The organism is Acidobacteriota bacterium, from assembly GCA_016716435.1.
Taxonomy (GTDB): Bacteria; Acidobacteriota; Blastocatellia; order Pyrinomonadales; family Pyrinomonadaceae; genus OLB17.
Genome location: JADJWI010000001.1, coordinates 550821 through 575277, shown reverse-complemented (window position 1 = coordinate 575277; position 24457 = coordinate 550821). Strand labels below are relative to the sequence as shown.

Genomic DNA, 24457 nt, shown 5'->3' with positions numbered 1-24457 from the left:
GCGCGAGGTTTCCCGATTCTAAACACCTATGAGTGACACATTCCGACCTGGAGCGGTGCAAGCTCTCTTTCTTTCTACCACATCATTTGGAGTTTCTTTTGCCGTCTGGGGGCTTATCGCAGCTCTCGCCCCAACCTTCACTCAACTCTATAACCTGACCGCCACCCAGCGCAGCGTAATGATCGCAGCCCCGGTTCTTCTCGGCTCCGTCGGACGCATTTTCGCCGGCATGCTCGCAGACCGGTTCGGTGGACGCTATGTAATGGCTGGGCTCCTCATTTTCTCGGCCCTCCCGGCGATCGCGATTGCGCTTTCCACGAGCTACTACCAGCTTCTTGCTTTCGGATTGCTCCTCGGAATCGCGGGCACGACGTTCCCGGTCGGCGTCGGTTTTACGTCGCGATGGTTCGCTCCTGAAAAACAAGGAACTGCTCTCGGCGTTTACGGCATGGGCAACATCGGTCAATCGATCGCGGTATTCTTTGCCCCCGTGCTCGCACTCACTCTCGGTGACTGGCGAACCGTTTTCTACATCTTTGCGGCGATCACATTTATCTGGGGCATCGTCTTCTACGCTACCGCGGTTAGCGACTCCACGACAGCCCGTCCCAAGTCCGTCGCGGAGATGCTCGCTCCGTTGAAGACATCGAAGATAGCCTGGGTGCTTTCACTATTTTATTTCCTCACCTTCGGCGGATTTGTTGCCCTCGCGCTCTACATGCCGACGTTCCTCCGCGAGATCTTTGACCTCACGGCGACCGATGCCGGAGCACGCACTGCCGGGTTCGTCGTGCTCGCAACACTGATGCGCCCAGTCGGCGGCATCCTCGCCGACAAGTTCGGCGGAGCCCGCGTGCTACTCTTCGTTTTTGCGACGATCGCCGCCCTATCCCTTCTGCTGAGCTTTACCACCATCGTCTTATTTACGATCGGAGCTCTCGGATGCGCTGCCGCATTGGGTCTCGGTAACGGCGCCGTTTTCAAACTCGTCCCGCAATACTTTCCAAAGGAAACCGGTACCGTCACCGGGCTCGTTGGAGCGTTCGGGGGACTCGGTGGCTTTTTCCCGCCGATCGAACTCGGACTTGTCAAAGACGCGACGGGGACGTATACGCTTGGCTTCGCACTGCTCTCCGCGTTCTCGTTGGCGTGTCTCGCCGTCAATTATTTTTCGTTCATCTCGGGCACGAAGGCTTCCGATTCTCAGCCTGAACTCGCCTGACAAACTGCGTGGTGACGTATGGACGAGATGCTGGAAACTGCTTCGACAGCTTTCAACGGCACGGAAGGCATCCACCGCGCTCACTCGTGTAGAGGAGCAATCCCACCCGATCCCTGAAAACGCAACTGGACGAACTGCCATTCCATTAAGCCCTTTGTCTGGTCGAACTTTAGGATCCAAGCCGGCGAGTCTGCTTCTAGTTCACCAGTCTGACGTCCGACTTCTTCCGATAGGAAGTTGCGACATCTTAGCCCGAGAGCATAGAGGGCCGGCATTGCTTTGCAGCATTGATTGAAAAGGTTCTTCTCCACTCGAATCAAGAACATTTGTGGAGCAGTTCGCAGACCGGACGCTGGGGGTCAAAAGGTCGCAGTTCAAGCCACAAACGCATACATACTGACCCGGAAATTCCCCCCCAAATTCCCCCCCGAGGCAACTTTTGGACAAAAATAAGGACCGCCCCATTTCTAGGCCAGTCCATAAGTGATTGTAAATAAATGCTTTATAGTGGTACTGAGGGCGGGAGTCGAACCCGCACGAACCTTAGTTCACAGGATTTTAAGTCCTGGGCGTCTACCAATTCCGCCACCCCAGCACGATGATGAGATTAGCACGGCCGGCTCCGGGGGTTAAAGAATGGCAGATTGATAGGCGGCGGCTGCTTGAGGTGAGGCCGGGCGGCGATATGCTATCATTTGGGCAAGGGTCGAGGTTCTTGGCTGATGGAACAATACGCTTGGATATTTGGGTGGTGCTCGGGGTTTCGCTGATCGTGGCGGAGGTCTTTACGCTCGGCTTCGTGCTTTTCTGGTTCGGGCTCGGGGCGTTGGCTGCCGCTCTTGTCGGGATGATGGGCTTTGGCTACCTCTGGCAGTTCATCGCGTTCATTGCCGTTTCCGGTGCTCTGACGGCGATGTCGCGGACGATCTTTTCAAATTATATGTGGGGCAAGGGCGACCGCGAATCAAAGTTTGGCGTAGATGCTTTGCCGGGGAAGGTCGGTACGGTTCTCGAGGGAAGCAAGGGAGCTCTGAACGCAGCTTCGGTCAACGTCCAGGGTTCGGAATGGACCGCGATCCCTGCCGATGAAGAGACGGTGCTTGACGCTGGCGAGAAAGGTCGAGGTGGTCCGGGTCGAAGGAGCGAAGATCTTTGTCCCGCCCTCGCGAAAGGAAATACCGGGCTGGAAGCAGGACTAGGCCTCGTCCTCAACTATCTCCGCCGTATCCTGTTCGGCGGTGTCGTGAACATTCCCAAGATCAAGTATCTCAAGTTGAACATCGTCGCCGTTCGGTTCGGGAAGGTTATCGCCGCTTAGTTTGGCGATGACGACGGTGATGTTGTCCTCGCCGCCGTTCGCGTTGGCTTCGGTAACGAGCGTTGCCGCGGCCTGGCCGAGCGAGTCGTAGTTTTCGGTTACGATCCGCTGCATACCAGCGGCACTTACCTTATTTGAAAGGCCGTCGCTGCAAAGCAGGAGCACGTCGCCATTGCAGGGCTTGAGCCGGGCGGCGACGGGGAAGATCTCGTTCTGTGCTCCGAGGGCCTGGAGAATGACGTTCTTGAGCGTGTGCGTCTCGGCCTCTTCGGGCGAGATCTGCTGAGCATCGATGAGCTGCTGGACAAGCGACTGGTCCTTTGTAACCTGATAGATCTTTCCGTTGCTGACAAGGTATGCGCGGCTGTCGCCGACCTGAATGAGGTCGATGCCGCGAGAGGTGACGCCGATGCCGGTAAAGGTCGCTCCCATTCCCTGGAACTGAGCGTCCGAGCGGCCCTGTTGGTGGACAAGATAATTTGCGTAAACGGTGGCGTAGTAGAGTTTCGCGATGAGGTTGTAGTCGTAAGCCTCGGGTGTCAGCGTTTCTTCGATGTCGTCTTCGAGCAGCTTTTCGCAAACGCACTCAACGGCCATTTTGCTCGCGCCCTCACCCGCCATCGCGCCGCCCATGCCGTCAGAGACCGCAAGCACCACACCGTTGTCATCAACCTCGAAGGTCTGGCTTTCGATGATGAACTCGGAATCTTCCTGAGTGCCCGTCCAGGCGACCGAACGCGAGATGTGGAGCATGAGATAGTTATCCTCATTCCCCTTTCTTACGCGTCCGACATGGGACGTGGCATGAACCTCAACATTTAGCATAAACGATCAAAATGGACGGCTGCGGGTAGCCGGCCGGCGGAACGCTCCGCAAAGTAATCGGACGCGTCAGGCAAGGGCCTGATCGAGGTCCGCAATAATATCTTCGGCATCCTCAATGCCGACGGAGATACGGACGAGCCCGTCGGTAATGCCGAGCTGGCGACGCCGCTCTTCGGGCACCGAGGCGTGCGTCATAGTTGCCGGGTGCGAGATCAAAGATTCAACGCCCCCGAGGCTCTCTCCAAGTGTACACAGTTTGACGCCCTCAAGCACCTTTTTTGCATTCTCAAGCGAGCCGGTCTCGAACGACACCATGCCGCCGAAGCCGGACTGCTGGCGCTTGGCGAGTTCGTGCTGCGGGTGCGAGGCGAGGCCGGGATAATAGACCTTTTCGACCCGCGGATGCTCGGCGAGGAAGTTTGCCACCTGCCGGCCGTTGCGGTCGTGGGCCTCCATCCGGACGGCGAGCGTCTTTGTACCGCGAAGCACGAGGAAAGAATCCATCGGCGAAAGTATCGCACCAACGCTGTTCTGGACAAAGCCGATCCACTCGGCGTCCTTTTCGTCATTGAGAGCGGCAAAGCCGCCGACGCTGTCCGAGTGGCCGTTAAGATATTTTGTCGTCGAGTGAACGACGATGTCGCAGCCGAGGTCGAGCGGCCGCTGAAAGTAAGGCGACATGAACGTATTGTCGCAAACGACCTTGGCACCGCGGGCATGCGAGAGCTCGGCGACGGCGGCGAGGTCGGTGACCGTCATCACCGGATTGGTCGGCGTTTCGACAAACACCATTTTCGTGTTCGGCTTAAAGGCGTTCTCAAAGGCGGAAAGGTCGGAGCTATCGACCAGATCAAATTCGACGCCGTAGTTGCGCAGTACGCGATCGAAGAGGCGGAACGTGCCGCCGTAAGTATTATCGCCGAGCAGGACGTGCTCGCCGGCCTTGACGAGCTTGAGCACCGTATCGATCGCCGACATCCCGGAGGCGAAGGCAAAGCCGAAGCGTGCATTTTCAAGTGCTGCAATATTTTTCTCGAAAGCAGTGCGGGTCGGATTTTGCGTTCGAGCGTATTCCTTAAGCCCTTGTGCCGGCCAAGGCCGTCCTGTGCGTAGGTCGAGGTTTGGTAAATGGGGACCGATACCGCGCCGGTTGCCGGATCCGGTTCGTTTCCGGCGTGGATCGCAATTGTTGAAAATCCCATACTAGATAGAGCAGAAACGCTGAACTTGCTAATCAGCCATTTTATCTACTTTTGAGGAAATTGACCAACGCGGCGGGACTTTGATCGCCAACCGAAATGGTATCGGTCGAAGTCTTGTATGTCAAACAAGTTAGGGCCGAAACAAGGGCTCCGGAAAAGTGCGGAGTGTAAGGCATCTCGGGCGCTTTTTGGCGAAAATTTGAAAATCGACTCGGTTTATAATTGAAAGTTATAAAACTATCGGATAGGATAATCTCACAATCTCTGAATTAAGATGGATATTAACCAGCTTGAAGTACTAGTGACGGTGGCCAATGAGCGGAGCTTCTCAAGGGCGGCCGAGATACTTGACCGAACGCAGCCGGCAGTAAGCCAGGCGATCAGCCGGCTTGAGCAGGACCTCGGGCAGCGGCTCTTTGATCGCTCGTCAAAGGACGGTACGCTGACCGATGCCGGCGAGATACTGGTCGAATACGCACGGCAGATACTGAACCTCCGCCGCAATGCGGAGCTTGCGGTAAAGGAGCTTTCCGGAACTCCACCGCGGAAAGGTGACGATCAGCGTAACGAGCACACGGTCTTTTACCTGCTGCCGTTGATAATCGAATTTCGCCAGCGGCATCCGCAGATCAAGGTCGAGGTCAAACGCGGCGTCGCGAGCCGGATACCGAAAGAGATCGCCTCGCGTGAGGTCGAGCTCGGCGTGCTTTCATTCAAGCCTGCCGATGCCGGTTTGAAGGCGATGCAGGTTCTAACTGATGAGCTTGTGCTGATCGTCGCACCGGGTACCGGTTTTCGGGAGCCGAGATCATCCCGATCAAAGAACTGGCGGAAGAGACCTTTATTGCACACAATGCGAAATCGCCTTATCGCGAAAAAGTGATAGAGTGTTTTGCAAGTAATCGGACCCCGCTGCGGATAACGGTCGAGCTGCCGTCGCTCGAAGCGATAAAGCGGATGGTCGAGCAGAATGCAGGCGTTGCTCTCGTGCCCAGATTGACGGCAGCGGCTGAGATCGAAAGCGGACACTTGATTGGGATCTCAGTTAAAGAAATGAGGCTCGAACGGCGGCTTCACATAGTTTACCGCCGAAATTCGCCGCTCTCACACGCGGCCAAGGCGTTCCTCGAACTTGCGGAGCAAATGGCAGCCCCGGGCGAGCCTGCTGCCGAAAGCACAGCGGCATAAAAGCAGTTAACAGAATAGAAACACCGCCTGAATATTCTTAGGGAAGGAAGAGACACTAAATGTTTGAACAATTCACACTCGGCATCGAAGAGGAATTCCAGATCGTCGACCCGCACACACGGGAACTAAAATCTCATGTTTCCGAGATCCTCGATGAGGGCAAGCTGCTGCTCGGCGAGAAGATCAAGCCGGAGATGATCCAGTCGATGATCGAGGTCGGGACGGGCGTTTGTGCCAATATTCAGGAAGCTCGCGAAGATATCACGAAGCTTCGCTGCATCATCTCCGGGCTCGCTCGCCGAAAAGGAATGGCGATCGCTGCGGCCTCGACGCATCCATTCTCAAAGTGGTCCGAGCAGGAGATCTACGAAGGCGACCGCTACAAGCTGCTCGTGGACGAGCTGCAGATGGTAGCCGCAGCCTGCTGATCTTCGGCGTTCACGTCCACGTGGCGGTCGAGGACCTGGACCGGCGGATCAACATAATGAACGCGGCCCGCTATTTTCTCCCGCACGTTCTGGCAATGACGACCTCGTCGCCGTTCTGGCTTGGCTTTAATACCGGCCTCAAGTCATACCGCTCGGAGGTTTTCAAGAAATTCCCGCGAACGGATATTCCCGATCATTTCGAGTCGTTTCAGCAGTATCAGCGTTACGTCGATCTGCTCGTCAAGATGAACTGCATTCAGGACGGTACGAAGATCTGGTGGGACGTGCGCCCGCACTGCAAATTCCCGACGCTCGAATTCCGGATATGCGACATCCCGACCAGGGTAGACGATACGATCGCGGTGGCGGCCTATTCCAGGCGATCGTTGCCAAGCTGAACGTGCTGATAGACAAGAATCTGGGTTTCCGGCTTTATCATCGCCGTCTGATACAGGAGAACAAGTGGCGGGCGGTCCGTTACGGGCTGGACGGTAAGCTCCTCGACCTCGGCAAGCAGAAAGAGGTGCCGGTAAAGGACCTGATCCGCGAACTGCTCGATTTTGTTGACGATGTGCTTGATCCGCTTGGTTCGCGGAAGGAGGTCGAGCATATCCATACGATCCTTGAACGGGGAACTTCGGCCGACAAGCAGCTGAAGGTTTACGAGGAAACAGGCGGTGATTTCAAGGCCGTAGTCGATATGTTGATCGAAGATACGCTCGAGAACGTTCCCGAGCACTGTTTCGATTGATCGGCGACGGTTTCGTAGAAGCAACGAAAAAGGCTGCCTCGAATATCGGGGCAGCCTTTTTTAAGCTTTCGTATATGGGCTAGCGGTGTTGCTTTGCGAGCTTGAGGAAATTTTCGAAGAGGATGCGGCCATCGCGGGACTCGTTCGGGTGTTCCCAGCGGGTCGGGTTCTTTGACCAATCTTCGAACGACTTTTCGAGGTGGAACTGAACGCAGTAGATCATCTGTCCCTCGGACCGCTTGACCATCATCTGGTTGCGGCAGAGGTATGAGCTGGCAAGCAGATGAAAGCCCTCGGGCACGCCCATTACCTGGACGCCATGGTTCTGCCAAACGCGGAGGACGTCGCTCTCTTTGGTGTAGTCCTGCCAAACGCCGGACATCGTATCGTCGATCCCATCGAAGATCGGGTCCGAACGGTCGGTGATCTTGACGAAGCGGTACTGATATTCAACGAGCCGATCCGAACGTTTTTCGTGCAGCTCAAGACCATCGAGCGTTTTGAGCTCAGAACCATAGGCGACGCCGACGAGCTGATGTGCTCCGCAGATGGCGAGCACGGGTAGCTTTGTCTTGTGAATAAACTCCTTGAAGCTCTCGATGTGCTCCGGATTGTAGTAGTCAAAATCGCTAAAGGTTCCGCTTAAAACGATCGCCTCGGGGCGAAAATCGGCCACTGCCCGAGCGATCTCCGAGAGGTGAACTGTGATCGATTTTGGCGAACGCACAAGCCGGTTGAGGTTCTGTGCGATGTTGTCGGTCGCCATTCCGGCGACCTTGCGTTCAAATCGAAGCCGCGAGGGGATCGAGTCCTGCCAGTCCTCAAACGCCAGCGGCGAGAGGTCGGTTTCGTAACGCAGCAGATTATTGACGATCAGGACTCGGGCGCTGTCGATTGTCTTTTCGATCGGCTCGTAAAGACAGAAGGTTCGGTTTCCATGTGGGAACGGCAACTCTTCTCGAACGGCGGATTGGCGAACGGCATCGAACATAAGCGTTAATCTACTATGAACTGTTCCTTAACCCGTAATTCCGGGTTAAGAACAATTTGATGATTATATCAGTCTTTCCTTTGCTTGGTCGAGGTGTCAAAGAGCGGCATCAGTTCGCCGGAGCCGATCTTTGCGATCTCCGTCCGCATTTCGCGGACGACGGCGGCCCGTTGGGCATTGAACGCGAACGCGGCCGACCTTAAGCTCGCAGCCGAGCAGTGTGTCCATTATCTCCGGCGACGTCTCGCGTTCGGCGATGTCCATCTCAAAGGCTCGCGTCCTCAGCGGGCGAACGCGGTCCGCATAAATATGCGGTATCCATGCTTCGCCGATGGCTTCCGCGGATCTCTTGAGCTCGCTTCATATGCCGAATGCTTGTCGGTTTAAAATACCAAAGCCGGATGTAGCGCTAGGGCTCTGACATCCGGCTCGGTCGATCAACGCTGTGAAACGGCCTCGGCGATAGGCTGGCTGCTGAACCGTTCGATGACGCGGTTGCCGAAGATGCCGAAGTAAAATGTGCCGATGACCGTAACCAGGATCGCCGCGGCGAGTGCCGACGGAATTCGGGGCTCGACCCAATCGGACGCACGCTCCTTGAAGAACATCACGACGATCATACGCAGGTAATAGTAAGCCGAGATCGCGGTATTGATAACGGCGGCGACGACCATGATCGTCAGCAAAGGGTTGTTTGCCTCGAGAGCGGGCCGAAAGACGAGCACCTTGCCGATAAAGCCCGCGGTCAAAGGCAGCCCGAGCAGGCTGAGCATAAAGAGCGAGAGCGTAAAGGCGAGCACGGGCGATTTAAAGCCGATGCCGTTGAAATCCTCAAACTCAGTCCGGCGGTCGTTCTTCTGGCCGAGCAGGGTGATGATGGCAAATGAGCCAATGTTCGCCACCGCGTAAGAAAGCATATAGAACGCGACCGCGGCGATGGCGGCGTCGCGGTTCGATTGGGTTAGGGCGACGCCCGCTCCGACAAAGCCGACAAGGGCATAGCCTGCATGAGCGATCGAGGAATACGCAAGCATACGCTTGACGTTGTTCTGCATTATCGCGGCGACGTTGCCGACCGTCATCGTTGCGATGGCCATGACGGCAAGGGCGGTCGTCCACGAATAATTTAGATAACCTGCGGCCTCGAGCCCGCCGACCACCGGAAAGCCGATGACGAATATCCGAAGGAACGAGGCAAATGCCGCAGCCTTGGGCCCGGCGGCCATAAAGCCGGTAACGGGCGAGGGAGCACCCTCGTAAACGTCCGGCGTCCAGACGTGGAACGGAGCGGCCGCGACCTTGAAACCGAAGCCGACGACGAGCATCGCCGCACCAACGAGAAGAAGGGCGGGGAAGTTCGGGTCGGCGGCCTTGGCGGCGATCTCGGTGATGTTCATCGTTCCGGTCGCTCCATAGACCAGGGCCATTCCATAGAGCAGAAATGCCGAGGCGAGAGAACCGAGGATGAAGTACTTCATCGCGGATTCGTTCGACTTGAGGTCCGACTGCAGGAGCCCGGCCATGACGTAGGTGGCGATCGAAAGCGTTTCAAGCCCGGGGGGAAAATGATGACGAGGTCATTGCCGAAGACATCAGGAGCATGCCGAATGTCGCAAAAAGGAGCAAAGCGTGATACTCACCGCCGGGCACATCCTCGCGTTCGATCCAGACGCTCGAGACCAAAATCGTAAGCGCGGCGACGAGCAGAAATACGACCGAGAAACTCAGCCGGAGGCTGTCGTGAACGATCATTCCGCCCCAGGCCGAGGTCGGCACCGAACCGCCGGGCCAGATCAGTGCGATAGAGATGGCGGCCGCCGCAATGCCGATGAGCGACATCGTGCCGGTTATCCCGCGGTTCTTCGGGAAAAAGCAATCGTAGAGCATCACGACAACGCCGGTCAGGGCGATGATGATCTCCGGCATTATGATCAAAAGATTTACGTTCGGGTCAGACAATTGCATACAAACTTTCTCGGGCCGTTATTCCTTTTCGAAGGTCTCAACCACCTCGACCGTTCCGCCGGCCTGTTTCACAACGCGTTCTTGAATCGCGACGACCGCATCACGCGAGCGGTCAAGGAACGGACGCGGATAAACACCCATGAAGACCATAAGGAAAAGAAGCGGGATCATAATGCCGATCTCACGAGGGCTGAGGTCGACGAGGCCGCGATTCTTCTCATTCGTCACCTTGCCGAAAAAGACCCGCTGGATCATCCAGAGTAGGTAGACGGCGGCGAAGATGACGCCGGTTCCGGCGGCCATCGTCGCGATGTAGTTCCAGTTAACGGTTGCGGTGACGGCGAGGATCGAGGACTTCCACATCCCGATCATGATCAGGAACTCACCGACAAAACCATTAAGGAATGGCAGGCCGACCGACGACATCGCTGTAATGACGAAAAAGGTCGCATAGATCGGCATCACGTTCGCGAGGCCGCCGAATTCGCTGATCTCGCGGGTGTGCCGGCGTTCGTAAATAAAGCCGACGAGCAGGAAGAGTGCACCGGTCGAGATGCCGTGGTTGAGCATCTGGTAAAGTGCTCCCTGCATTCCCCATTCGGTGAACGAGAACATTCCCAAGATGACAAAGCCCATGTGGGCAACCGATGAATAAGCGACGAGCCGTTTTACGTCCGGCTGTACCATCGCGACGAGGGCACCGTAAATGATACCGATGATCGCGAGGACGATGAAGATCGGGGCAAGCTCGCGGGCCGCCTCAGGAAAGAGCGGAAAATTGAACCGCATCAGGCCGTAGGTTCCCATCTTGAGCAACACGGCGGCAAGGATCACGGAGCCGGCCGTCGGTGCCTCGGTGTGCGCATCCGGAAGCCATGTGTGAAACGGGAAAAGCGGCACTTTGATCGAGAACGCGAGAGCGAACGCGATGAACAGCAGCAGCCCGGTCGATGCCGAGAAGGCGAGCGTTCCGGATTCGATAGAGCCGAGGAGCGTGACGAAATCGAACGTGCCGACGCCGGTCGCCTGCTGATGCATGAAGTAAAGCGCGATGATCGCAACGAGCATCAGGAGGCTGCCGACTGCCGTAAAGATAAAGAACTTGACCGCGGCATAAATGCGGTTGGCTCCGCCCCAAATGCCGATAAGGAAGAACATCGGGACGAGCGAGGCCTCGAAAAACAGATAGAAGACCAACAGATCAAGCGAGACAAAAACGCCGATCATCGCGCTCTGTAAAAGCAGCAGAAACGCGTAGAACGCCAGCGGCCGCTTCTCGACGGCGTGCCAGGTCGAGAGGATAGCGATCGGCATTATGAACGTCGTCAGAATGACCAGCCATAGGCTCAGCCCATCGATGCCGACGTGATAATTCGTATTGATCGCCTCGATCCACGGGACATTCTTGACGAACGAGAAACCGCCTGCCTTCGTTCCGCCCTCGCCAGCAGTGAAGCGAAAGCAGGAAGATCACCACCGTGATGGCGAGTGTGACCCATTGAGATGCTCTTCCTGCTTCCAGAACATCTGATGGGCGACGAGGCTACCGCGCCGAAACCGGCAGCAGGATAAGCAAGGTCAAAAGATTTTCAGATACAAAGTCCATTTTTGTTCTTCTATCCGGAGCCTACGGTGCGGCCGGATAAAGGTCATCTGTTTTCAGCCAACCGCGGGTCGTGCGGCCGGTGTCGTTCTTGAATATCGCTTCAGCCCAACCGGCCCGAATTTCCGAAATGCGGACGACGTCGTTCTTTACAACAAACGCACGGCCCTTCGTTTTCGCATCGGCAGAGCTATGAAAATAAGCCTTCGCTGCCTTGGCCATTCTGATCTCCGGTCAATCGCCGGGCGATGTCAGATCAAAATCGACGCCCTCGTCTTCTTTAAGCATCGGAGCTACATTCCAGCAGCCGCCGTGCTCGCCTTCGAGCTTAATCCGAAGGCCGGAACGCCCGTCCATTTCAACGAAAGAGAGTTCGCCCTCGATGACTTCCTCGCGAAATTCCGGATGCCATGTTTTGATCCGATAAAAGCCATCGTCGCCCGTTTCGCCCCGGATCACGAACGAGCAGGTAAAACGCGGTCGGCCATTTTCGTCCATTCCGGTGGTTTCGCGGAAATGGCCGGTCAGCGTTCCATCGGCGGCAACACCGATAAGCAGGCTGCCGTATTCGCCGCTCTTGATCGCTTGCGAGCCCGCAGACGCTGCGACGGCGAGCAATAACACTGCAAAGATCGACCGAAAGAAAAGCATACGAGAAAAACTAACCGATCAGCTTATAGCCGAAATAAACGAAATAACCGAGCACCAGAACCGCACCGCCGATGATGAACGCCGCATAGGAGCGGACAAATCCGCCCTGTATGTTTCGAGCGATGCCGCCGAGCTCGGAGACGAAGCTCCCGATGCCATTGACAATGCCGTCAATAAAGCCGAGGTCAAAGCCTTTCCACAAAGTGTTGGTCGAGAGCCGCGTCAGTGGATCAACAATGTAACCGTTGTAAAGCTCGTCGAGCCGCCACTTGTCCTCGAGTATCTTCGGCATCTTCCGGAGCGGGTTGCTGCGGAAGCCAAACCAGCCGATGGCAATTCCGACCGCAGCCAGAACGATCGAGAGCAGAGCAAGCCAACGCTCGGTGCTGATAGCCTCGGGCGAATGTGCCTTGGCATTCTCGCGGGCCTTTTCGGCGGCCGGGGTATGGACTTCGGCGACGACGGGCTCGAGCACATGCTCGAAGTGATTAGCTTCCTTGCCAACGATCGAACTTACGACCGGAAGCGAGCTCATCGCATAGGGAATGCCGACGAGGCCTCCAACGGTCGAAAGGAATGCGAGGACGATGAGCGGAACCGTCATCACCCACGGCGATTCGTGCGGCTTGAAGTCCGGCGGAAGAGCATGGTGGTGCTCGTCTTCGTCGTTATCGGTGTGAGCATCAGCACGAGCGTCCTGATGCTCGGCACCGTGAGCATCCGCGTGAGCGTCATCGTCGTGGCCGTGATGCTCTTCGCCCGGCAGCACCTCATGGAAACGCTCCTCGCCCCAGAATGTCATCACCATCATCCGCGTCATATAGATGGCGGTCAGGATGGCGGTGACGACCGCAACGCCCCAGAGGATCTCGTTGCCGGGGAAGTAGCCGTTCTGGAAATATTTATCGGCGGCAAAGGTCTTGTAAAGTATCTCGTCCTTTGAGAAAAAACCGGCCCAGATCGGGATGCCCGCAATTGCGAGCCAGCCCATCACCATCGTGATGAAGGTGATCGGCATATATTTTTTCAGGTTGCCCATCCGCCGCATGTCCTGCTCGTGGTGCATTCCGTGGATAACAGAACCGGAGCCGAGGAAGAGAAGTGCCTTGAAGAAGGCGTGGGTCATCACGTGGAAAATGGCGACGACGAAAGCGCCGACGCCCGCCGCAAGGAACATAAAGCCGAGCTGCGAAACGGTCGAATAGGCGAGCACCTTCTTGATGTCGTTTTGAGCAATAGCGATGGTCGCGGCAAAGATCGCGGTCGCGGCGCCGATAACGGCGATGATCCACATCGCGGTCGGCGAAAGCTGATATATTGCGTTCGAGCGGACGACGAGATAGACGCCGGCGGTGACCATCGTCGCGGCGTGGATCAGGTCAGGCCGCCGGCGATGATCGCACCCCAAGTGAAGGGCTCGGCCTGCATATTGACGAGCACGTAGGTGAAAACGCTCTGAACCTCGACGCCGTCAACGGTCTTATCAAAGAAAGAGATCGACCCGGTCAGCGTAAAGATGAGAAAAATTCCCATCAGCACGCCCCAGTCGCCGATGCGGTTCATCACGAAAGCTTTCTTTGCAGCCTCGCGGGCTTCGTTCTTTTTAACGTAGTAACCGATGAGCAGATACGAGCACAGCCCGACGCCTTCCCAGCCGACGAACATCAGCAGGTAGTTATCCGCGAGCACGAGCGTCAGCATCGCGAACATAAAGAGGTTCAGGTAGGCAAAGAACCGGTAGAACCCGCTGTCGCCGTGCATATAGCCGGTGGCGAAGATGTGGATCAAGAGCCCGACGAAGGTAATGAAGCAGGCATAAATGCCCGAGAGCGGATCCATGCCGAGGGCGAAGTCCGCTCGGAAGCCGGCGACATTCACCCACGTCCAGATATGGTCGAGGGTTGGCTTTTCGTTGAACAACGCTCCGCCATTCGCAAAAAATGCGAGATAGAAGGCGACGACGGTCGAAATGGCGATAGAGCCGCAGGCGACCAGGCCGCTGAACATTTCGTTCTTTAGCCTTCCGCCGACGAGCCAGTTGATCAACGCACCCGCAAGCGGGGCGAAGATGATTATGCTTAAGAGATTATTCTCGATCATTACATTTCACCGGGTATATCCAGTGTCGCTTGAAAATTCCCCGTACGACCAACTGCAACCGCTAGAAAGTCTTCAGCGGATCTTCAATTCCTTTTACGCGGCTGCGGCTTCGCGGTCGCCGCCGGCAGCACAAAATCGTCGGCCACCGTGATCTGGTGTGTCTGGATAAGCGAGGCCAAAAGCTTTCGCTCTTTCTCAGTTTCGATCTGCTGCCGAGCATATTCGCGAACCGGCAGTCCGCGTCCTTCGGGGGCGTCCGGATCGGCGATGGTCGTACCGATCAGAATATGGCGCACGTCGAACGTTCCATCGGCAGACGGTCCTTTCGCTCGGGTTTGACGACGCGAAGTCGGTCTCGACCAACGTCGGGAAGATTTCCCCGGGTTTGAGCGAAAGTGCTGCTTGCTCGAACGCGGGAAGAAACACGCCGCGGCCTACACCTTTATAAAGCCCCCCCAACTTGCCGCTCTCATCGCCGTTTCCCGGATCTTCGGTGAATTCATTCGCTAAAGCCGCAAAGTCCTCGCCCTTTTGTGCACGCAGTAATATCTGTTCCGCTTTTGCCTTTTTTGCAGAATTGTCCAATTCCGGCCGTGCGGTAATGAACTTGGCAATCTCATCATCGGAAGCAGAGATCTTGCTCCCGATCGTTTCAGCATAACGGCGAGCAAGGAACTGTGCCTGCTGAAGCTTGATGTTCATCTCGATCAAGCCTTTGGTCCGGTCTGAGACCTGAGTTTTCCGTGACTCAAACTCGCTTACGGCGATCTTTGTTCGAGCGAAAAAGTCCTCTGCCTGCACGCGTTCCTCCTGTGCTACTGTCGTAGCTTCGCCGTCGGGCGAATGCCGCTCGAGCAAAGCGAGCTTGACCGAAAGAAACCGTTCAAACTGTTCTTTGCGGCTGGCGGCTTCTTGTGTATTGTTGCCTTTCCAGAAGTCAGCGACCTGCTCCTCGCTTATGGTGTCGCGGAAGAGCGTCTTAGCCTCGCCGTCCCCAAGCCAGAAGTGGCCGGCGACCAACTCATCTCGCAGGCTTGCGAGTTCGGCACAATTGACGTTTTCGGAAGCAAGGCCATCCTTTACCGCCGCAGACGCAAACGCGAGTAGCTCGCGAATATTCTCGACCTGGGCTTTTCGCAGCTCCGGCTCGTTGCGTAGCCGTTCGATCATTACCGGGTTTGCTTCCGCGACGTCAGCAATCAAGGCTTCCATTTCGGCCCGGCTCATCGACCTGAATGCCGATTCGGCGGGCAGCGAACATTCATTTCCCGTCTGTCCAAACGCCGATGAGGAGGCCGCGGCAAAAGCCAGACACCCAATTACTGCAATTTGTCGAACACGCCAGTTCATTCGTTAAAAGCGTCCTAAAACTTCAAAATACTTGCATCGTCCACATCGACCGAAAGCCGGTTGCGGAAGAACGCGATGATGATGCCGAGGCCGACGGCGGCTTCGGCCGCGGCGACGCTCATCACCATAAAGACGAACAATTGCCCCGAGACATCTCCGTAGTAACGCGAGAATGCGACGAACGTCAGGTTAACGGCATTGAGCATCAGCTCGATGCACATGAACATCCCGATCGCGTTGCGCTTATAGACGACCCCGACCGCACCGATGGTGAAGAGGATGCCCGAGAGTGCCAAATAGCTTTCCAATCCTGGCTGCATTTTCTTATCTCGTACTCGGCGGCTCACCGCCCTAAAATCTATCTCGATCGAAGTTTTCTATTACTTCTCGTCCTCGCCTTCGCCGACCAATTCAAGATGCGGGTGCTCCATTTTGCGGACAAGAATGACAGCGCCGATTATCGCCATCAGGAGCATCACGCCGACGATCTCGACCGGCAGCAGATATTCTGTGTACATCGCCCGGCCAATTGACATAGTCTTGCCAACCGTCGTATTCGGGTCAACCTCGGCCTTCGGCGCTTTGAGCACCGCATAAAAAATAAAGAATGTCTGAGCAAGCAACGCAACCCCGAGCCCGCCGCCAACGGCGTAAAGATACTTAAGCCGGTTGAGCGGCTTGTCCTCATCCAAGTTGAGCAGCATGATCACAAAGATGACAAGGACCATGATCGCTCCTGCATAGACGAGGATCTGCGTGATAGCGATGAACGGCGCCGCCAGCGTCAAATAAAGAGCCGAGAGAGCCAGAAACACGCCGATCAGTGAGATCGCCGAGTAAAGCGGGTTGCGGTGATAGACCATTGAGATCGCACAAGCGATCGCAAAACCCGCAAACAGAAAGAAAAGGACAGTGCCTGCCATAACTTGTTACCGCGACGGCTCGCGGAAGCCAAACGGTGAACTACCGATTCAGAAAGAAAACAACGATCGTCGTCACAATGACGTTGCCGATAGCGACCGGCAACAAAAACTTCCAGCCGAAACTCATCAACTGGTCAAACCGGAAACGCGGCAGCGTTCCCCGTATCCAAATATAGAGAAACAGGAAGAAGAATATCTTCAAAAGGAACGCCACGTGGCTGACGAGTGCGTACGGAATAGAGCCAACCTCGAAGATGTGGCTCAGGCCCGGCACATACCAACCGCCGAGGAAGAGCACGACGCACATCACCGAAACGGTGAACATGTTTACATACTCTGCCATGAAGAACAGCGCGAACTTAAGTGCCGAATACTCGGTATGGAAACCGGCGACGAGTTCGGTCTCAGCCTCGGGCAGGTCAAACGGCACCCGGTTCGTTTCCGCAAATGCGGAGATCAGGAACACGATAAAGCCAATGAACTGCGGGATGATGAACCAACGCATATACCACGGCGAATTTGCCTGGGCGTTGATGATGCCGTTGAGGTCGAGCGTTCCGGCGAGCATTACGACGCCGAGCACCGACGCTCCCATCGCAAGCTCGTAAGAGATCATCTGGGCCGAGGAGCGAAGTCCGCCCATCAGCGAATATTTGTTGTTGGACGACCATCCCGCCAGAGCGATGCCGTAAACACCGACAGACGTGACCGCCAGAACGAAAAGCACACCGATATCGATCCGCGCGATCGTCAGCGGCATGTTCTTCGCCTGCTCGGCGATCCATGCGACGATGTTCGGTTCCGCACCGAGTGGAATAACCGGCAGATAGGGAACCAACCAACTGAGTGGATCGCTGAGCGGCGGGCCGAAGGGATAAACGACCATCGGCAGAAATGCCGCCGTCAAAGCTACGATCGGAGCTAGAAAATATACGAACTTGGTCGATTTATCCGGGGTAAGGTCTTCCTTAAGGATGAACTTAAGCAGATCCGCAAAGGGTTGGAGCACGCCCCACGGGCCGACGCGGTTAGGGCCGATGCGGCCCTGGATCCAGCCGAGCACTTTGCGTTCGGCGAGAACGGTGTACGCGACGATCATCATCACGCCGCCAAACGCCGCAACAATGCCGAGCGAATAAACGATGAACGGAAAAGCCGTTTTGAAAGCAGTTTCCATAAAGAGATTTACTTCGTGCCTCCGACTTGGGCTCGGTCCGCAATGCCGACCGTGGCCGATTCCGCCTCTTCACGCGGCGTCCCGTCTGGGTTGAACTGTACGAGCGGAGCGACAAGCAGGTTATCTGGTTTCGGGTTGCCATGGGCGAGCAGGTGGAACTGGGCCGTCTTGCTCGTCATGGTCGTCAACCGATGGAGCTTATGTCCGATCCGTGGGGTCTCCGTGATCTTTTCGCCGGGCTCCAGCGACGCCGCAGATGCTTTTAGTTTGTCGATGATCGCTGAGATATCGCGGCTGGGTTCGATCGAGTATTTTGCCTGGACCGGTTTCGATTCGTCCTTGAGCGCCGGATAGCGGAGCCCTTCATAAGCCGGGACTGCATCAGCGAGTGCCCGAAAACGGCCGGGGCAGAAGTTAGTAGCGAGATCGACGCCCATCTCGGCGGCGATCAGCGAGGTGATCATCCAATCGGGTTTTGATTGATGGACGGGGTCGATCGACTTGCGGACACGCTGGACGTTGCCGGCATTGTTGGTGAATGTACCGTCCGCCTCGGCGAATGATGCAGCCGGAAGCACGACATCGGCATGGTCGGTCGTTTCCGTTTCGAAAAGCTCTTGAACGACGACAAATTCCTTGCCAGCAAGCACGGAGGCAGCTTGAAGGCTACCGCCGATGAGCAGTGCCTTTGAGGCGGAAACGACATCCTCAACCCGCTTTGCCCATGGCAAAATGTCCACGCCGCCCATTGAATTATTGTGAAGCAGAAGCGGATGCAGAAGGACGCGACGGCCCTCGCCGGCAAAGCTCGCGGCTGAGGCGGCGATCGCCGCTTGGGCCGCCTCGGAGAGCTGGTTCCCGGCCATTATCACAACGTCGCCCGAGGCTTCGCTGATGACGGTGCGGATCGCTTCGATCTCGTCCGAACCGACGCCGGCATTATCGAGTGAGAGCTGTCGCCGCCCGCAAAGGCTAGAGCGAAAGCATCGTAGCTTGCGGGGTTGATGTGAACGAACTGCGAGGCCTGTGCCCGGAGCCTGATCGGCGTGTCGTTGACCATGACGAGTTTCGCTCCATCGTTCCGGACGGCCTGCCGAACCTGCTTTGCGGTAAAGGTCTGTTCTTCTTCCGGCTCGCCGCCGATGATGACGATCGCCGAGGCGTAGCGAATATCGTTATGCGTCGCGAGCGGAGCACTCAGATTGGCCATAAAGGCGGCCATGCTCAGCGGGTCGGCAACGGCGAGGTTGTCGCTATTGACGACTTCCTTTGCAAAGCGGCCGAGCGTGAAGAGCGATTCATTTGTCAGCCGTGGGCTGGCGATAACACCGACTGCGGAACCGTACTCGGCAAACCGATCGGCGATCATCGTGATGGCCGCGTCCCAGGTTGCGGGAATCAGCTTTCCGCCCTTTGAGTAGCGGATCATCGGCGTCTTGATGCGGTCGGGGTGATTGATGAATTCGTGTGCAAAGCGTAGCCTACATCGAGGAACTCGCCGTTGAGCCCGTTGACGTAACGGTCGCGGGCGACGATGCGATGCACCTTGCCGCCACGTGACCCGATAGAGATCTGCATTCCGTCCGAGCTGTAAACATCGGTCGAGACGGTCTGGTCTAGCTCCCAAGGGCGTGTTTCATGCCGGTAAACGGCGTCGAGAAGCGTCCCGGTCGGGCAGACCTCGATGCAGTTTCCGCACTGCGAGCAATTGAGCCACCCGCCGTAGGTGCCGATAACGGTATTGACGCCGCGGTTGCCGGCCTCAATGGCGTCCTCGCCCATCCATTCGTTGCACACGCGAGTGCAGCGTTTGCAGAGAATGCACCGCTGCGGGTCGTTAGCAACGATCGGCGAGAGGTATTTCTCGGGCTGGACGTTCTTGCGTTCAGTAAAACGCTCTTCGACGTCGCCCCAATCGAAGATGACCTCTTGCAGTTCGCACTCGCCGCCGCGGTCGCAGACAGGGCAATCGGGCGGATGGTTGGCAAGCAGAAACTCGCCCATCGCCCGCTGTGCCTTTTCGATCTCAGGGCTCTCGGTCGTTACGACCATTCCGTCGAACACTTTATGGTGCACGAGGTCTGGAGCTTCGGCATCTTGTCGATGCGGACAAGGCACATCCGGCATGAGGCCTGCGGCTCGAGGTCCTTGTAATAACAGAAGGAAGGGATGTTCTCGTCGTTCTCACGACAAACATCTATCAGGACCGCACCTTTATCGGCCTCGACCTCCACTCCGTTCAAGACTACTTTTACTTTCTCTTGTGACATTAAGAGTTTACATCCGGCCGCGGCCGGGCATTATCAAAATCAGGCCTATTCGCCGGTCTTCGGTTGGCCGCCGGTCTTTTCTTGCCGCCTTTCGGGCGGGTCTTTCCGTAGCTTCCGGCTGAGATCTTTCCTTTCCGTGTTCGTTTATCGCCTTTTCCCATAATTACCTCTCTCAGTTGTTCGGCTGAGTACCGTTTCCATTGGTCTTCCGGCGATCCACCTCTTGAAATCATCCGGAAACTGTTTTATCGCGCTCTGGATCAGCCACGCGGCCGCATCGCCGAGCGGACAGAATGACTTGCCCTCAATGTTGTCGCAGATATCGAGCAAAAGCTGAGCGTCACTCGGCTTTCCGCCTCCGGCCGCAATGCGGTCGAATATCTTGACGATCCAATCCGTGCCCTCGCGGCAGGGTGTGCACCAACCGCAAGATTCGTGTTTGTAAAACTCCGAGAGGTTCTTGGTCGTCTCCATTATGTCGACCGTTTCATCCATCACCATCATCCCGCCGGTGCCGAGCATGGATCCGGCCTCGACGAGGCCTTCGTAGTCGAGCGTGACGCCCTGGCCAAGGATCTGGCCGGCGTTCATTATGTAAACGCTCGATCCGCCCGGGATAACTGCCTTAAGCTTTTTATCGCTCCGGAGCATGCCGCCGCAGTCTTCCATAATGAACTTTTCCATATCGGCATAGCCCATCGGAAGTTCATAGACGCCCGGTTTCTTGACGTGACCGCTGATGGACCAGAGCTTGGTGCCGCCGCTCTTTTCTGTGCCGAGGTCGCGCCAGGCAATGCCGCCCATTTCGATGATCTGCGGGACGGAGGTCAGCGTCTCGACGTTATTGACGATGGTCGGACATGCATAGAGCCCCTCGACCGCCGGAAATGGCGGCTTCATTCGCGGATGGCCACGAAAGCCCTCAAGCGAACTGAGCAGGGCCGTTTCTTCGCCGCAGATGTAAGCACCCGCACCGGTGTGGGTGTGGATGTCCATCGAAAAGCCTGAGCCCAAAATGTTGTCGCCGAGCAGACCGGCCTCACGGGCTTCTTTTAACGCCTCATCCATCACGTGGATAAGATAGTTATACTCGCCGCGGTAGTAGATGTAACCGGTTGCGGCTCCGAGGGCGAAGCCGGCGATGATCATCCCTTCGATCAGCGAATGCGGGTCGAACTCGAGCAGATAGCGGTCCTGAACGAGCCCGGCTCGGATTCATCAGCATTGCAGACGATGTACTTCGGCTTTGGCGAATCGCGGGGGACGAAGACCATTTCATCCCGGTAGGGAAGCCGGCACCGCCGCGGCCGCGGAGGGACGAATCTTTGACCTCCTGAATGATCGCATCCTGCGTCATCCCGAAAGCCTTTTCCAGCGATCTGTAGCCGCCGGTTTCGCGATAAACCTTGAGCGTGTGGCCATTTTCGATATAGACACGCTTTAGCGAGAGAGGTTCGCAGCCTATTGCTTTGATTTCCATCTTAGTTTCCGTTGTAGAAGCCCTTTTTTATCTGAACTACTTTTGAATAGATCTGGCTTCGTTCAATCGTCGGATCTTTCCATTGTCGGCTATCTAAGCTTTCTGGTCGATTGTCACCCAGCAGAAAGTACTTATTCGGTTCAACGGTTATCGGCCCAAAGTTCTTTCTTTCAATCGTTACATCAAATTCCTGAATCAACTTCTTCCCGTTAATCAACACCTCTCCATCACTAAGCTCAACAACTTCACCCGGAAGGCCAATAACACGCATCATCAGACGCATACCAGGCTCGCGTGAAATCAACTTGATCTCCTCCGGCGAAAACAACAATGTCAAACCGCTCGACGTCGTTGAACGTATAGTGAACCGGGTTTACGACCGCCATGTCGTCGGGAGTGATCGTCGGAGCCATGTTCGAACCGGGCAAACGATAAGCCACCCCACTACACCCAACCAGACAACAAACAAAGATCAAAAGAATGAGAGCAAAAACAAGTCGCATTTTCGCTTCCTGTTGGCGATCATTACTGCGCCAGATCCTCAATCAACGACGCAGCCGGAGCAATCTACAACCCAAGATCGCGATGTATCATCAGCGTATCCGTGTGCTGACGAAAGCGGACGACCTTTCCGTCGCGGATCTCCCACTCATGGGCGAACGGGACCTTTGTCGTTTTGCCGTTTCATTGAACTTGCCCGAATATGTGCCGGTCGCGATGACGTTCCCATCGCCGCCGTCCACTATCTTTTCCGGGACGGCGGCAAAGCCTTCCCATTCGGTCCTGAGCCGCATAAATACATTCTTAAGAACGGCCTGCGGGACCTTCATAAGTGCCGGCATACATAAACCCCGCGGCCTCGGTCCATGAGATATTCGGGTCGAATGCTCCCAAAACGCCCGGACATCGCCCGCCGCAAATGCATCGTAAACGCCTTTTATAAGTTCACCGTTGGTCATATTTTCCGAGCCGACCTAGACTTTGCGAATTTCGTTCAAGCCAAGCACGTCAGTTTCTGTATCCGACCAATACCAAATTGTAACGACGCCTGAGCTTTGATCTTCCGAATGCGAAATGCTAATCAACCGTTCGGGCCCAATTAACGTCGCGATATTTGCAGCCTGATCAAAAAGCGACTCCCACGAGCCAAAACTGCTTCGAATTATTTCGAATTTGACCTGTTTTGACATTCAGCTTCGCTCGTCCGGTACTCGTCTCCGTGTTTAGCCCTTACTTACGTGCGGGCTACTGACACACTACTTACAATCTTCGAGGATCTTATCGACCTTTTCGATCGTCAGATCCTCGTGGTAATCAAAACCGATCTGCATCATCGGGGCGGTGCCGCAGCTGCCGAGGCATTCGACGAGCGAGACGGTGAACTTGCCGTCGTCGGTCGTTTCGCCGGGATGAATTCCGAGTTTCGAGCAGATATGGTCGGTGATGTCCGGTTCGCCCATTATCTTGCACGAAAGCGTCTTACAGATCTGAATGTGGTGGCGGCCGATCTCGCGAAGGTTGAACATCGAGTAGAACGTCGCCGTTTCCCAAACATCGGTCACCTCAAGGTTCAGGAACTTCGCCAAAAAATTCACGCCCGCGTTGTCGACGTAGCCGCGTTCCCGCTGAATAACGAACAGCAGCGGTATCAGTGCAGAACGGGTCCGGTCCGCCGGATACTTGGCCAGATGCGACCGCATCTCCTCGACGACCTCGGGCGAAAACTCAGCCACCTCGTCCGTGTAAATTATTTGGTCCGTATAACTTGTAGGTGTTGCTGCAGCCATCTTTTTACCTGTCAATTTCGCCCAGAACAATATCCAGACTTCCGATGATCGCTACTACGTCGGCGACCATTTCGCCTTCGCTCATTACGGGCAGGGCGGCGAGGTTTACGAAGCTCGGGCCGCGGAAGTGCACTCGTTCGGGCTTCGGCCCGCCGTTGGATTTCATATAAACGCCGAGCTCGCCTTTTGAAGCCTCGATCGGAAAATATACTTCGCCGGGAGGTACATTAAAGCCCTCGGCGACGATCAGGAAGTGGTGGATCAGCGAGTCCATATGCTTCCGCATATCGTCGCGGTCGGGCAAAACCACCTTCGGGGCATCGGCCTTGATCGGGCCGGGTTTGAGCCGGTCAAGTGCCTGCCGAACGATCTTGTAGCTTTCTTCGAGCTCACGCATCCGGACCATAAAGCGGGCCCAAACGTCGCCGCCCGTTTCCACCGGGACATCGAAATCGTAGGTCTCGTAACCCGTGTAAGGATTATCGCGGCGAAGGTCGAGGTCGACACCGCTTGCCCGGAGGCACGGACCGGTGAGGCCCCATGAAATGGCATCTTCTTTGCTGATGTAGCCAATATCCTTGGTCCGGCTCTGCCAAATGCGGTTTCCGGTCACGAGCGTGTCGAAAGTTTGCATCCCTTCCGGAAAATCTTCCAGAAATTGCCGAACTCGCCTGTCAAACCCCGCGGGAAGGTCCATCATCAGCCCGCCGATTCGGAAATAGCTCGGCGTCATTCGCCCGCCCGAGGCTGCCTCGATCAAGTTAAGGATCTTTTCACGCTGGCGGAAGCAATAGAAAAACACCGACATCGCACCGATATCAAGGCAGTGCGTACCGAGCCAGACCATGTGCGAGGCGATCCGCTGGAGTTCGCACATCAGCACGCGGACGACCTGAGCCCGTTCGGGGATCTCGATCTGCAGCAACTTCTCCGCCGCCATCACATAAACAAGGTTATTGCCGAGCGGATTGAGGTAATCCATCCGGTCGGTGATGACGATGCCCTGCTGATATTTCTTGTATTCAAAGAGCTTCTCCATTCCGGTATGGAGATAACCGATGTCCGGAATGGCCTTGACGACAAGCTCGCCGTCAAGCCGCAGATCAAGCCGGAGCACGCCGTGGGTCGAGGGGTGCTGCGGGCCCATTGAAAGCGTCATCTGCGTTTCAAGCGGCTCGTCGATCGCGTCGAAATCTGCGGCAATGGTTTCAACTGCTGATGTCATC

24 protein-coding genes, 1 tRNA gene and 5 pseudogenes are annotated in these 24457 nt (G+C 56.1%); 4 read left to right on the top strand and 26 right to left on the bottom strand.

The genetic code is table 11. The features are described 5' to 3' along the window. Positions 1 to 28 precede the first annotated feature (28 nt). Positions 29 to 1222 carry a NarK/NasA family nitrate transporter gene (locus IPM21_02930; protein ID MBK9162858.1) on the top strand — a complete coding sequence of 398 codons (1194 nt, stop codon included), beginning with the start codon at positions 29 to 31 and terminating at the stop codon, positions 1220 to 1222. Positions 1223 to 1730: 508 nt separating this feature from the next. Here IPM21_02930 and IPM21_02925 read toward each other — a convergent pair. The 3 genes and pseudogenes from IPM21_02925 to IPM21_02915 form a co-directional block, all read right to left on the bottom strand. Beyond that, positions 1731 to 1817: transfer RNA gene (locus IPM21_02925), tRNA-Leu, on the bottom strand. A 600-nt stretch (positions 1818 to 2417) separates the two neighbouring features. After that, the gene (locus tag IPM21_02920; GenBank protein ID MBK9162857.1) at positions 2418 to 3365 is read right to left on the bottom strand and encodes a serine/threonine-protein phosphatase; all 948 of its coding nucleotides are present in this window, start codon (positions 3363 to 3365) and stop codon (positions 2418 to 2420) included. A 66-nt stretch (positions 3366 to 3431) separates the two neighbouring features. Beyond that, positions 3432 to 4567, bottom strand: a pseudogene (locus IPM21_02915) (cystathionine gamma-synthase). A 274-nt stretch (positions 4568 to 4841) separates the two neighbouring features. Here IPM21_02915 and IPM21_02910 point away from each other — a divergent pair. Together IPM21_02910 and IPM21_02905 are read left to right on the top strand one after the other, a co-directional pair. Beyond that, positions 4842 to 5755, top strand: a pseudogene (locus IPM21_02910) (LysR family transcriptional regulator). A gap of 59 nt (positions 5756 to 5814) precedes the next feature. Then, positions 5815 to 6934 (top strand): annotated as a pseudogene (locus IPM21_02905) (carboxylate-amine ligase). Positions 6935 to 7013: 79 nt separating this feature from the next. Here IPM21_02905 and IPM21_02900 read toward each other — a convergent pair. Next, positions 7014 to 7925: a hypothetical protein gene (locus tag IPM21_02900; protein MBK9162856.1), complete on the bottom strand. Its 912-nt coding sequence runs from the start codon at positions 7923 to 7925 to the stop codon at positions 7014 to 7016. Between the two features lie 93 nt (positions 7926 to 8018). On the opposite strand from IPM21_02900, the gene IPM21_02895 reads away from it, so the two are divergent. Then, positions 8019 to 8312 carry a hypothetical protein gene (locus tag IPM21_02895; protein MBK9162855.1) on the top strand — a complete coding sequence of 98 codons (294 nt, stop codon included), beginning with the start codon at positions 8019 to 8021 and terminating at the stop codon, positions 8310 to 8312. A gap of 50 nt (positions 8313 to 8362) precedes the next feature. Here the strand turns inward: IPM21_02895 and IPM21_02890 are convergent, their stop codons facing one another. The 22 genes and pseudogenes from IPM21_02890 to nuoD form a co-directional block, all read right to left on the bottom strand. Beyond that, positions 8363 to 9448, bottom strand: coding sequence for an NADH-quinone oxidoreductase subunit N (locus IPM21_02890; protein MBK9162854.1), 1086 nt, complete (start codon positions 9446 to 9448; stop codon positions 8363 to 8365). A gap of 25 nt (positions 9449 to 9473) precedes the next feature. Beyond that, the gene (locus IPM21_02885; protein MBK9162853.1) at positions 9474 to 9890 is read right to left on the bottom strand and encodes a hypothetical protein; all 417 of its coding nucleotides are present in this window, start codon (positions 9888 to 9890) and stop codon (positions 9474 to 9476) included. A gap of 18 nt (positions 9891 to 9908) precedes the next feature. Then, positions 9909 to 11282 (bottom strand): NADH-quinone oxidoreductase subunit M, encoded by a 1374-nt coding sequence (locus IPM21_02880; protein MBK9162852.1) that lies wholly within the window; start codon positions 11280 to 11282, stop codon positions 9909 to 9911. A 235-nt stretch (positions 11283 to 11517) separates the two neighbouring features. After that, complete coding sequence (locus IPM21_02875; GenBank protein ID MBK9162851.1) at positions 11518 to 11715, bottom strand: hypothetical protein; 198 nt, start codon at positions 11713 to 11715, stop codon at positions 11518 to 11520. Positions 11716 to 11727: 12 nt separating this feature from the next. Next, positions 11728 to 12144 carry a hypothetical protein gene (locus IPM21_02870; protein ID MBK9162850.1) on the bottom strand — a complete coding sequence of 139 codons (417 nt, stop codon included), beginning with the start codon at positions 12142 to 12144 and terminating at the stop codon, positions 11728 to 11730. 10 nt (positions 12145 to 12154) lie between these two features. Next, positions 12155 to 13504, bottom strand: coding sequence for a hypothetical protein (locus IPM21_02865; protein MBK9162849.1), 1350 nt, complete (start codon positions 13502 to 13504; stop codon positions 12155 to 12157). A 14-nt stretch (positions 13505 to 13518) separates the two neighbouring features. After that, on the bottom strand, positions 13519 to 14244 hold the full coding sequence (locus IPM21_02860) for a hypothetical protein (protein ID MBK9162848.1): 726 nt from the start codon (positions 14242 to 14244) through the stop codon (positions 13519 to 13521). A 195-nt stretch (positions 14245 to 14439) separates the two neighbouring features. Beyond that, positions 14440 to 15594 (bottom strand): peptidylprolyl isomerase, encoded by a 1155-nt coding sequence (locus IPM21_02855; protein ID MBK9162847.1) that lies wholly within the window; start codon positions 15592 to 15594, stop codon positions 14440 to 14442. A gap of 14 nt (positions 15595 to 15608) precedes the next feature. Next, on the bottom strand, positions 15609 to 15914 hold the full coding sequence (gene nuoK / locus IPM21_02850; GenBank protein MBK9162846.1) for an NADH-quinone oxidoreductase subunit NuoK: 306 nt from the start codon (positions 15912 to 15914) through the stop codon (positions 15609 to 15611). Positions 15915 to 15974: 60 nt separating this feature from the next. Next, positions 15975 to 16517 (bottom strand): NADH-quinone oxidoreductase subunit J, encoded by a 543-nt coding sequence (locus IPM21_02845; GenBank protein ID MBK9162845.1) that lies wholly within the window; start codon positions 16515 to 16517, stop codon positions 15975 to 15977. Between the two features lie 40 nt (positions 16518 to 16557). Then, positions 16558 to 17694, bottom strand: a complete 1137-nt coding sequence (nuoH, locus tag IPM21_02840; GenBank protein MBK9162844.1) for an NADH-quinone oxidoreductase subunit NuoH — start codon at positions 17692 to 17694, stop codon at positions 16558 to 16560. 8 nt (positions 17695 to 17702) lie between these two features. Continuing rightward, positions 17703 to 18560, bottom strand: a complete 858-nt coding sequence (locus IPM21_02835) for a molybdopterin-dependent oxidoreductase (protein ID MBK9162843.1) — start codon at positions 18558 to 18560, stop codon at positions 17703 to 17705. A 2-nt stretch (positions 18561 to 18562) separates the two neighbouring features. Further along, entirely contained in the window at positions 18563 to 19123 is a 561-nt protein-coding gene (locus tag IPM21_02830; protein ID MBK9162842.1) for a molybdopterin-dependent oxidoreductase, read from the bottom strand. Further along, a complete protein-coding gene (locus IPM21_02825) occupies positions 19120 to 19758 on the bottom strand; it encodes a 4Fe-4S dicluster domain-containing protein (protein ID MBK9162841.1) in 639 nt (212 codons plus the stop codon). Before IPM21_02825 ends, IPM21_02830 begins: the two co-directional genes overlap by 4 nt. Continuing rightward, on the bottom strand, positions 19737 to 19964 hold the full coding sequence (locus IPM21_02820) for a (2Fe-2S)-binding protein (protein MBK9162840.1): 228 nt from the start codon (positions 19962 to 19964) through the stop codon (positions 19737 to 19739). Before IPM21_02820 ends, IPM21_02825 begins: the two co-directional genes overlap by 22 nt. Next, the gene (locus tag IPM21_02815) at positions 19964 to 20125 is read right to left on the bottom strand and encodes a 30S ribosomal protein THX (GenBank protein ID MBK9162839.1); all 162 of its coding nucleotides are present in this window, start codon (positions 20123 to 20125) and stop codon (positions 19964 to 19966) included. Before IPM21_02815 ends, IPM21_02820 begins: the two co-directional genes overlap by 1 nt. Continuing rightward, positions 20109 to 21444, bottom strand: a pseudogene (nuoF, locus tag IPM21_02810) (NADH-quinone oxidoreductase subunit NuoF). Before nuoF ends, IPM21_02815 begins: the two are co-directional and overlap by 17 nt. 1 nt (position 21445) lies before the next feature. Then, on the bottom strand, positions 21446 to 21748 hold the full coding sequence (gene lepB / locus IPM21_02805; protein ID MBK9162838.1) for a signal peptidase I: 303 nt from the start codon (positions 21746 to 21748) through the stop codon (positions 21446 to 21448). Further along, positions 21690 to 21947, bottom strand: a complete 258-nt coding sequence (locus tag IPM21_02800) for a hypothetical protein (GenBank protein MBK9162837.1) — start codon at positions 21945 to 21947, stop codon at positions 21690 to 21692. The genes lepB and IPM21_02800 overlap by 59 nt, the downstream gene beginning before the upstream one ends. A gap of 64 nt (positions 21948 to 22011) precedes the next feature. Then, positions 22012 to 22403, bottom strand: a pseudogene (locus IPM21_02795) (nuclear transport factor 2 family protein). Positions 22404 to 22700: 297 nt separating this feature from the next. After that, positions 22701 to 23144, bottom strand: a complete 444-nt coding sequence (locus IPM21_02790; GenBank protein MBK9162836.1) for an NAD(P)H-dependent oxidoreductase subunit E — start codon at positions 23142 to 23144, stop codon at positions 22701 to 22703. 91 nt (positions 23145 to 23235) lie between these two features. Continuing rightward, positions 23236 to 24456: an NADH dehydrogenase (quinone) subunit D gene (gene nuoD / locus IPM21_02785; protein ID MBK9162835.1), complete on the bottom strand. Its 1221-nt coding sequence runs from the start codon at positions 24454 to 24456 to the stop codon at positions 23236 to 23238. Between the last annotated feature and the right edge of the window lies 1 nt (position 24457).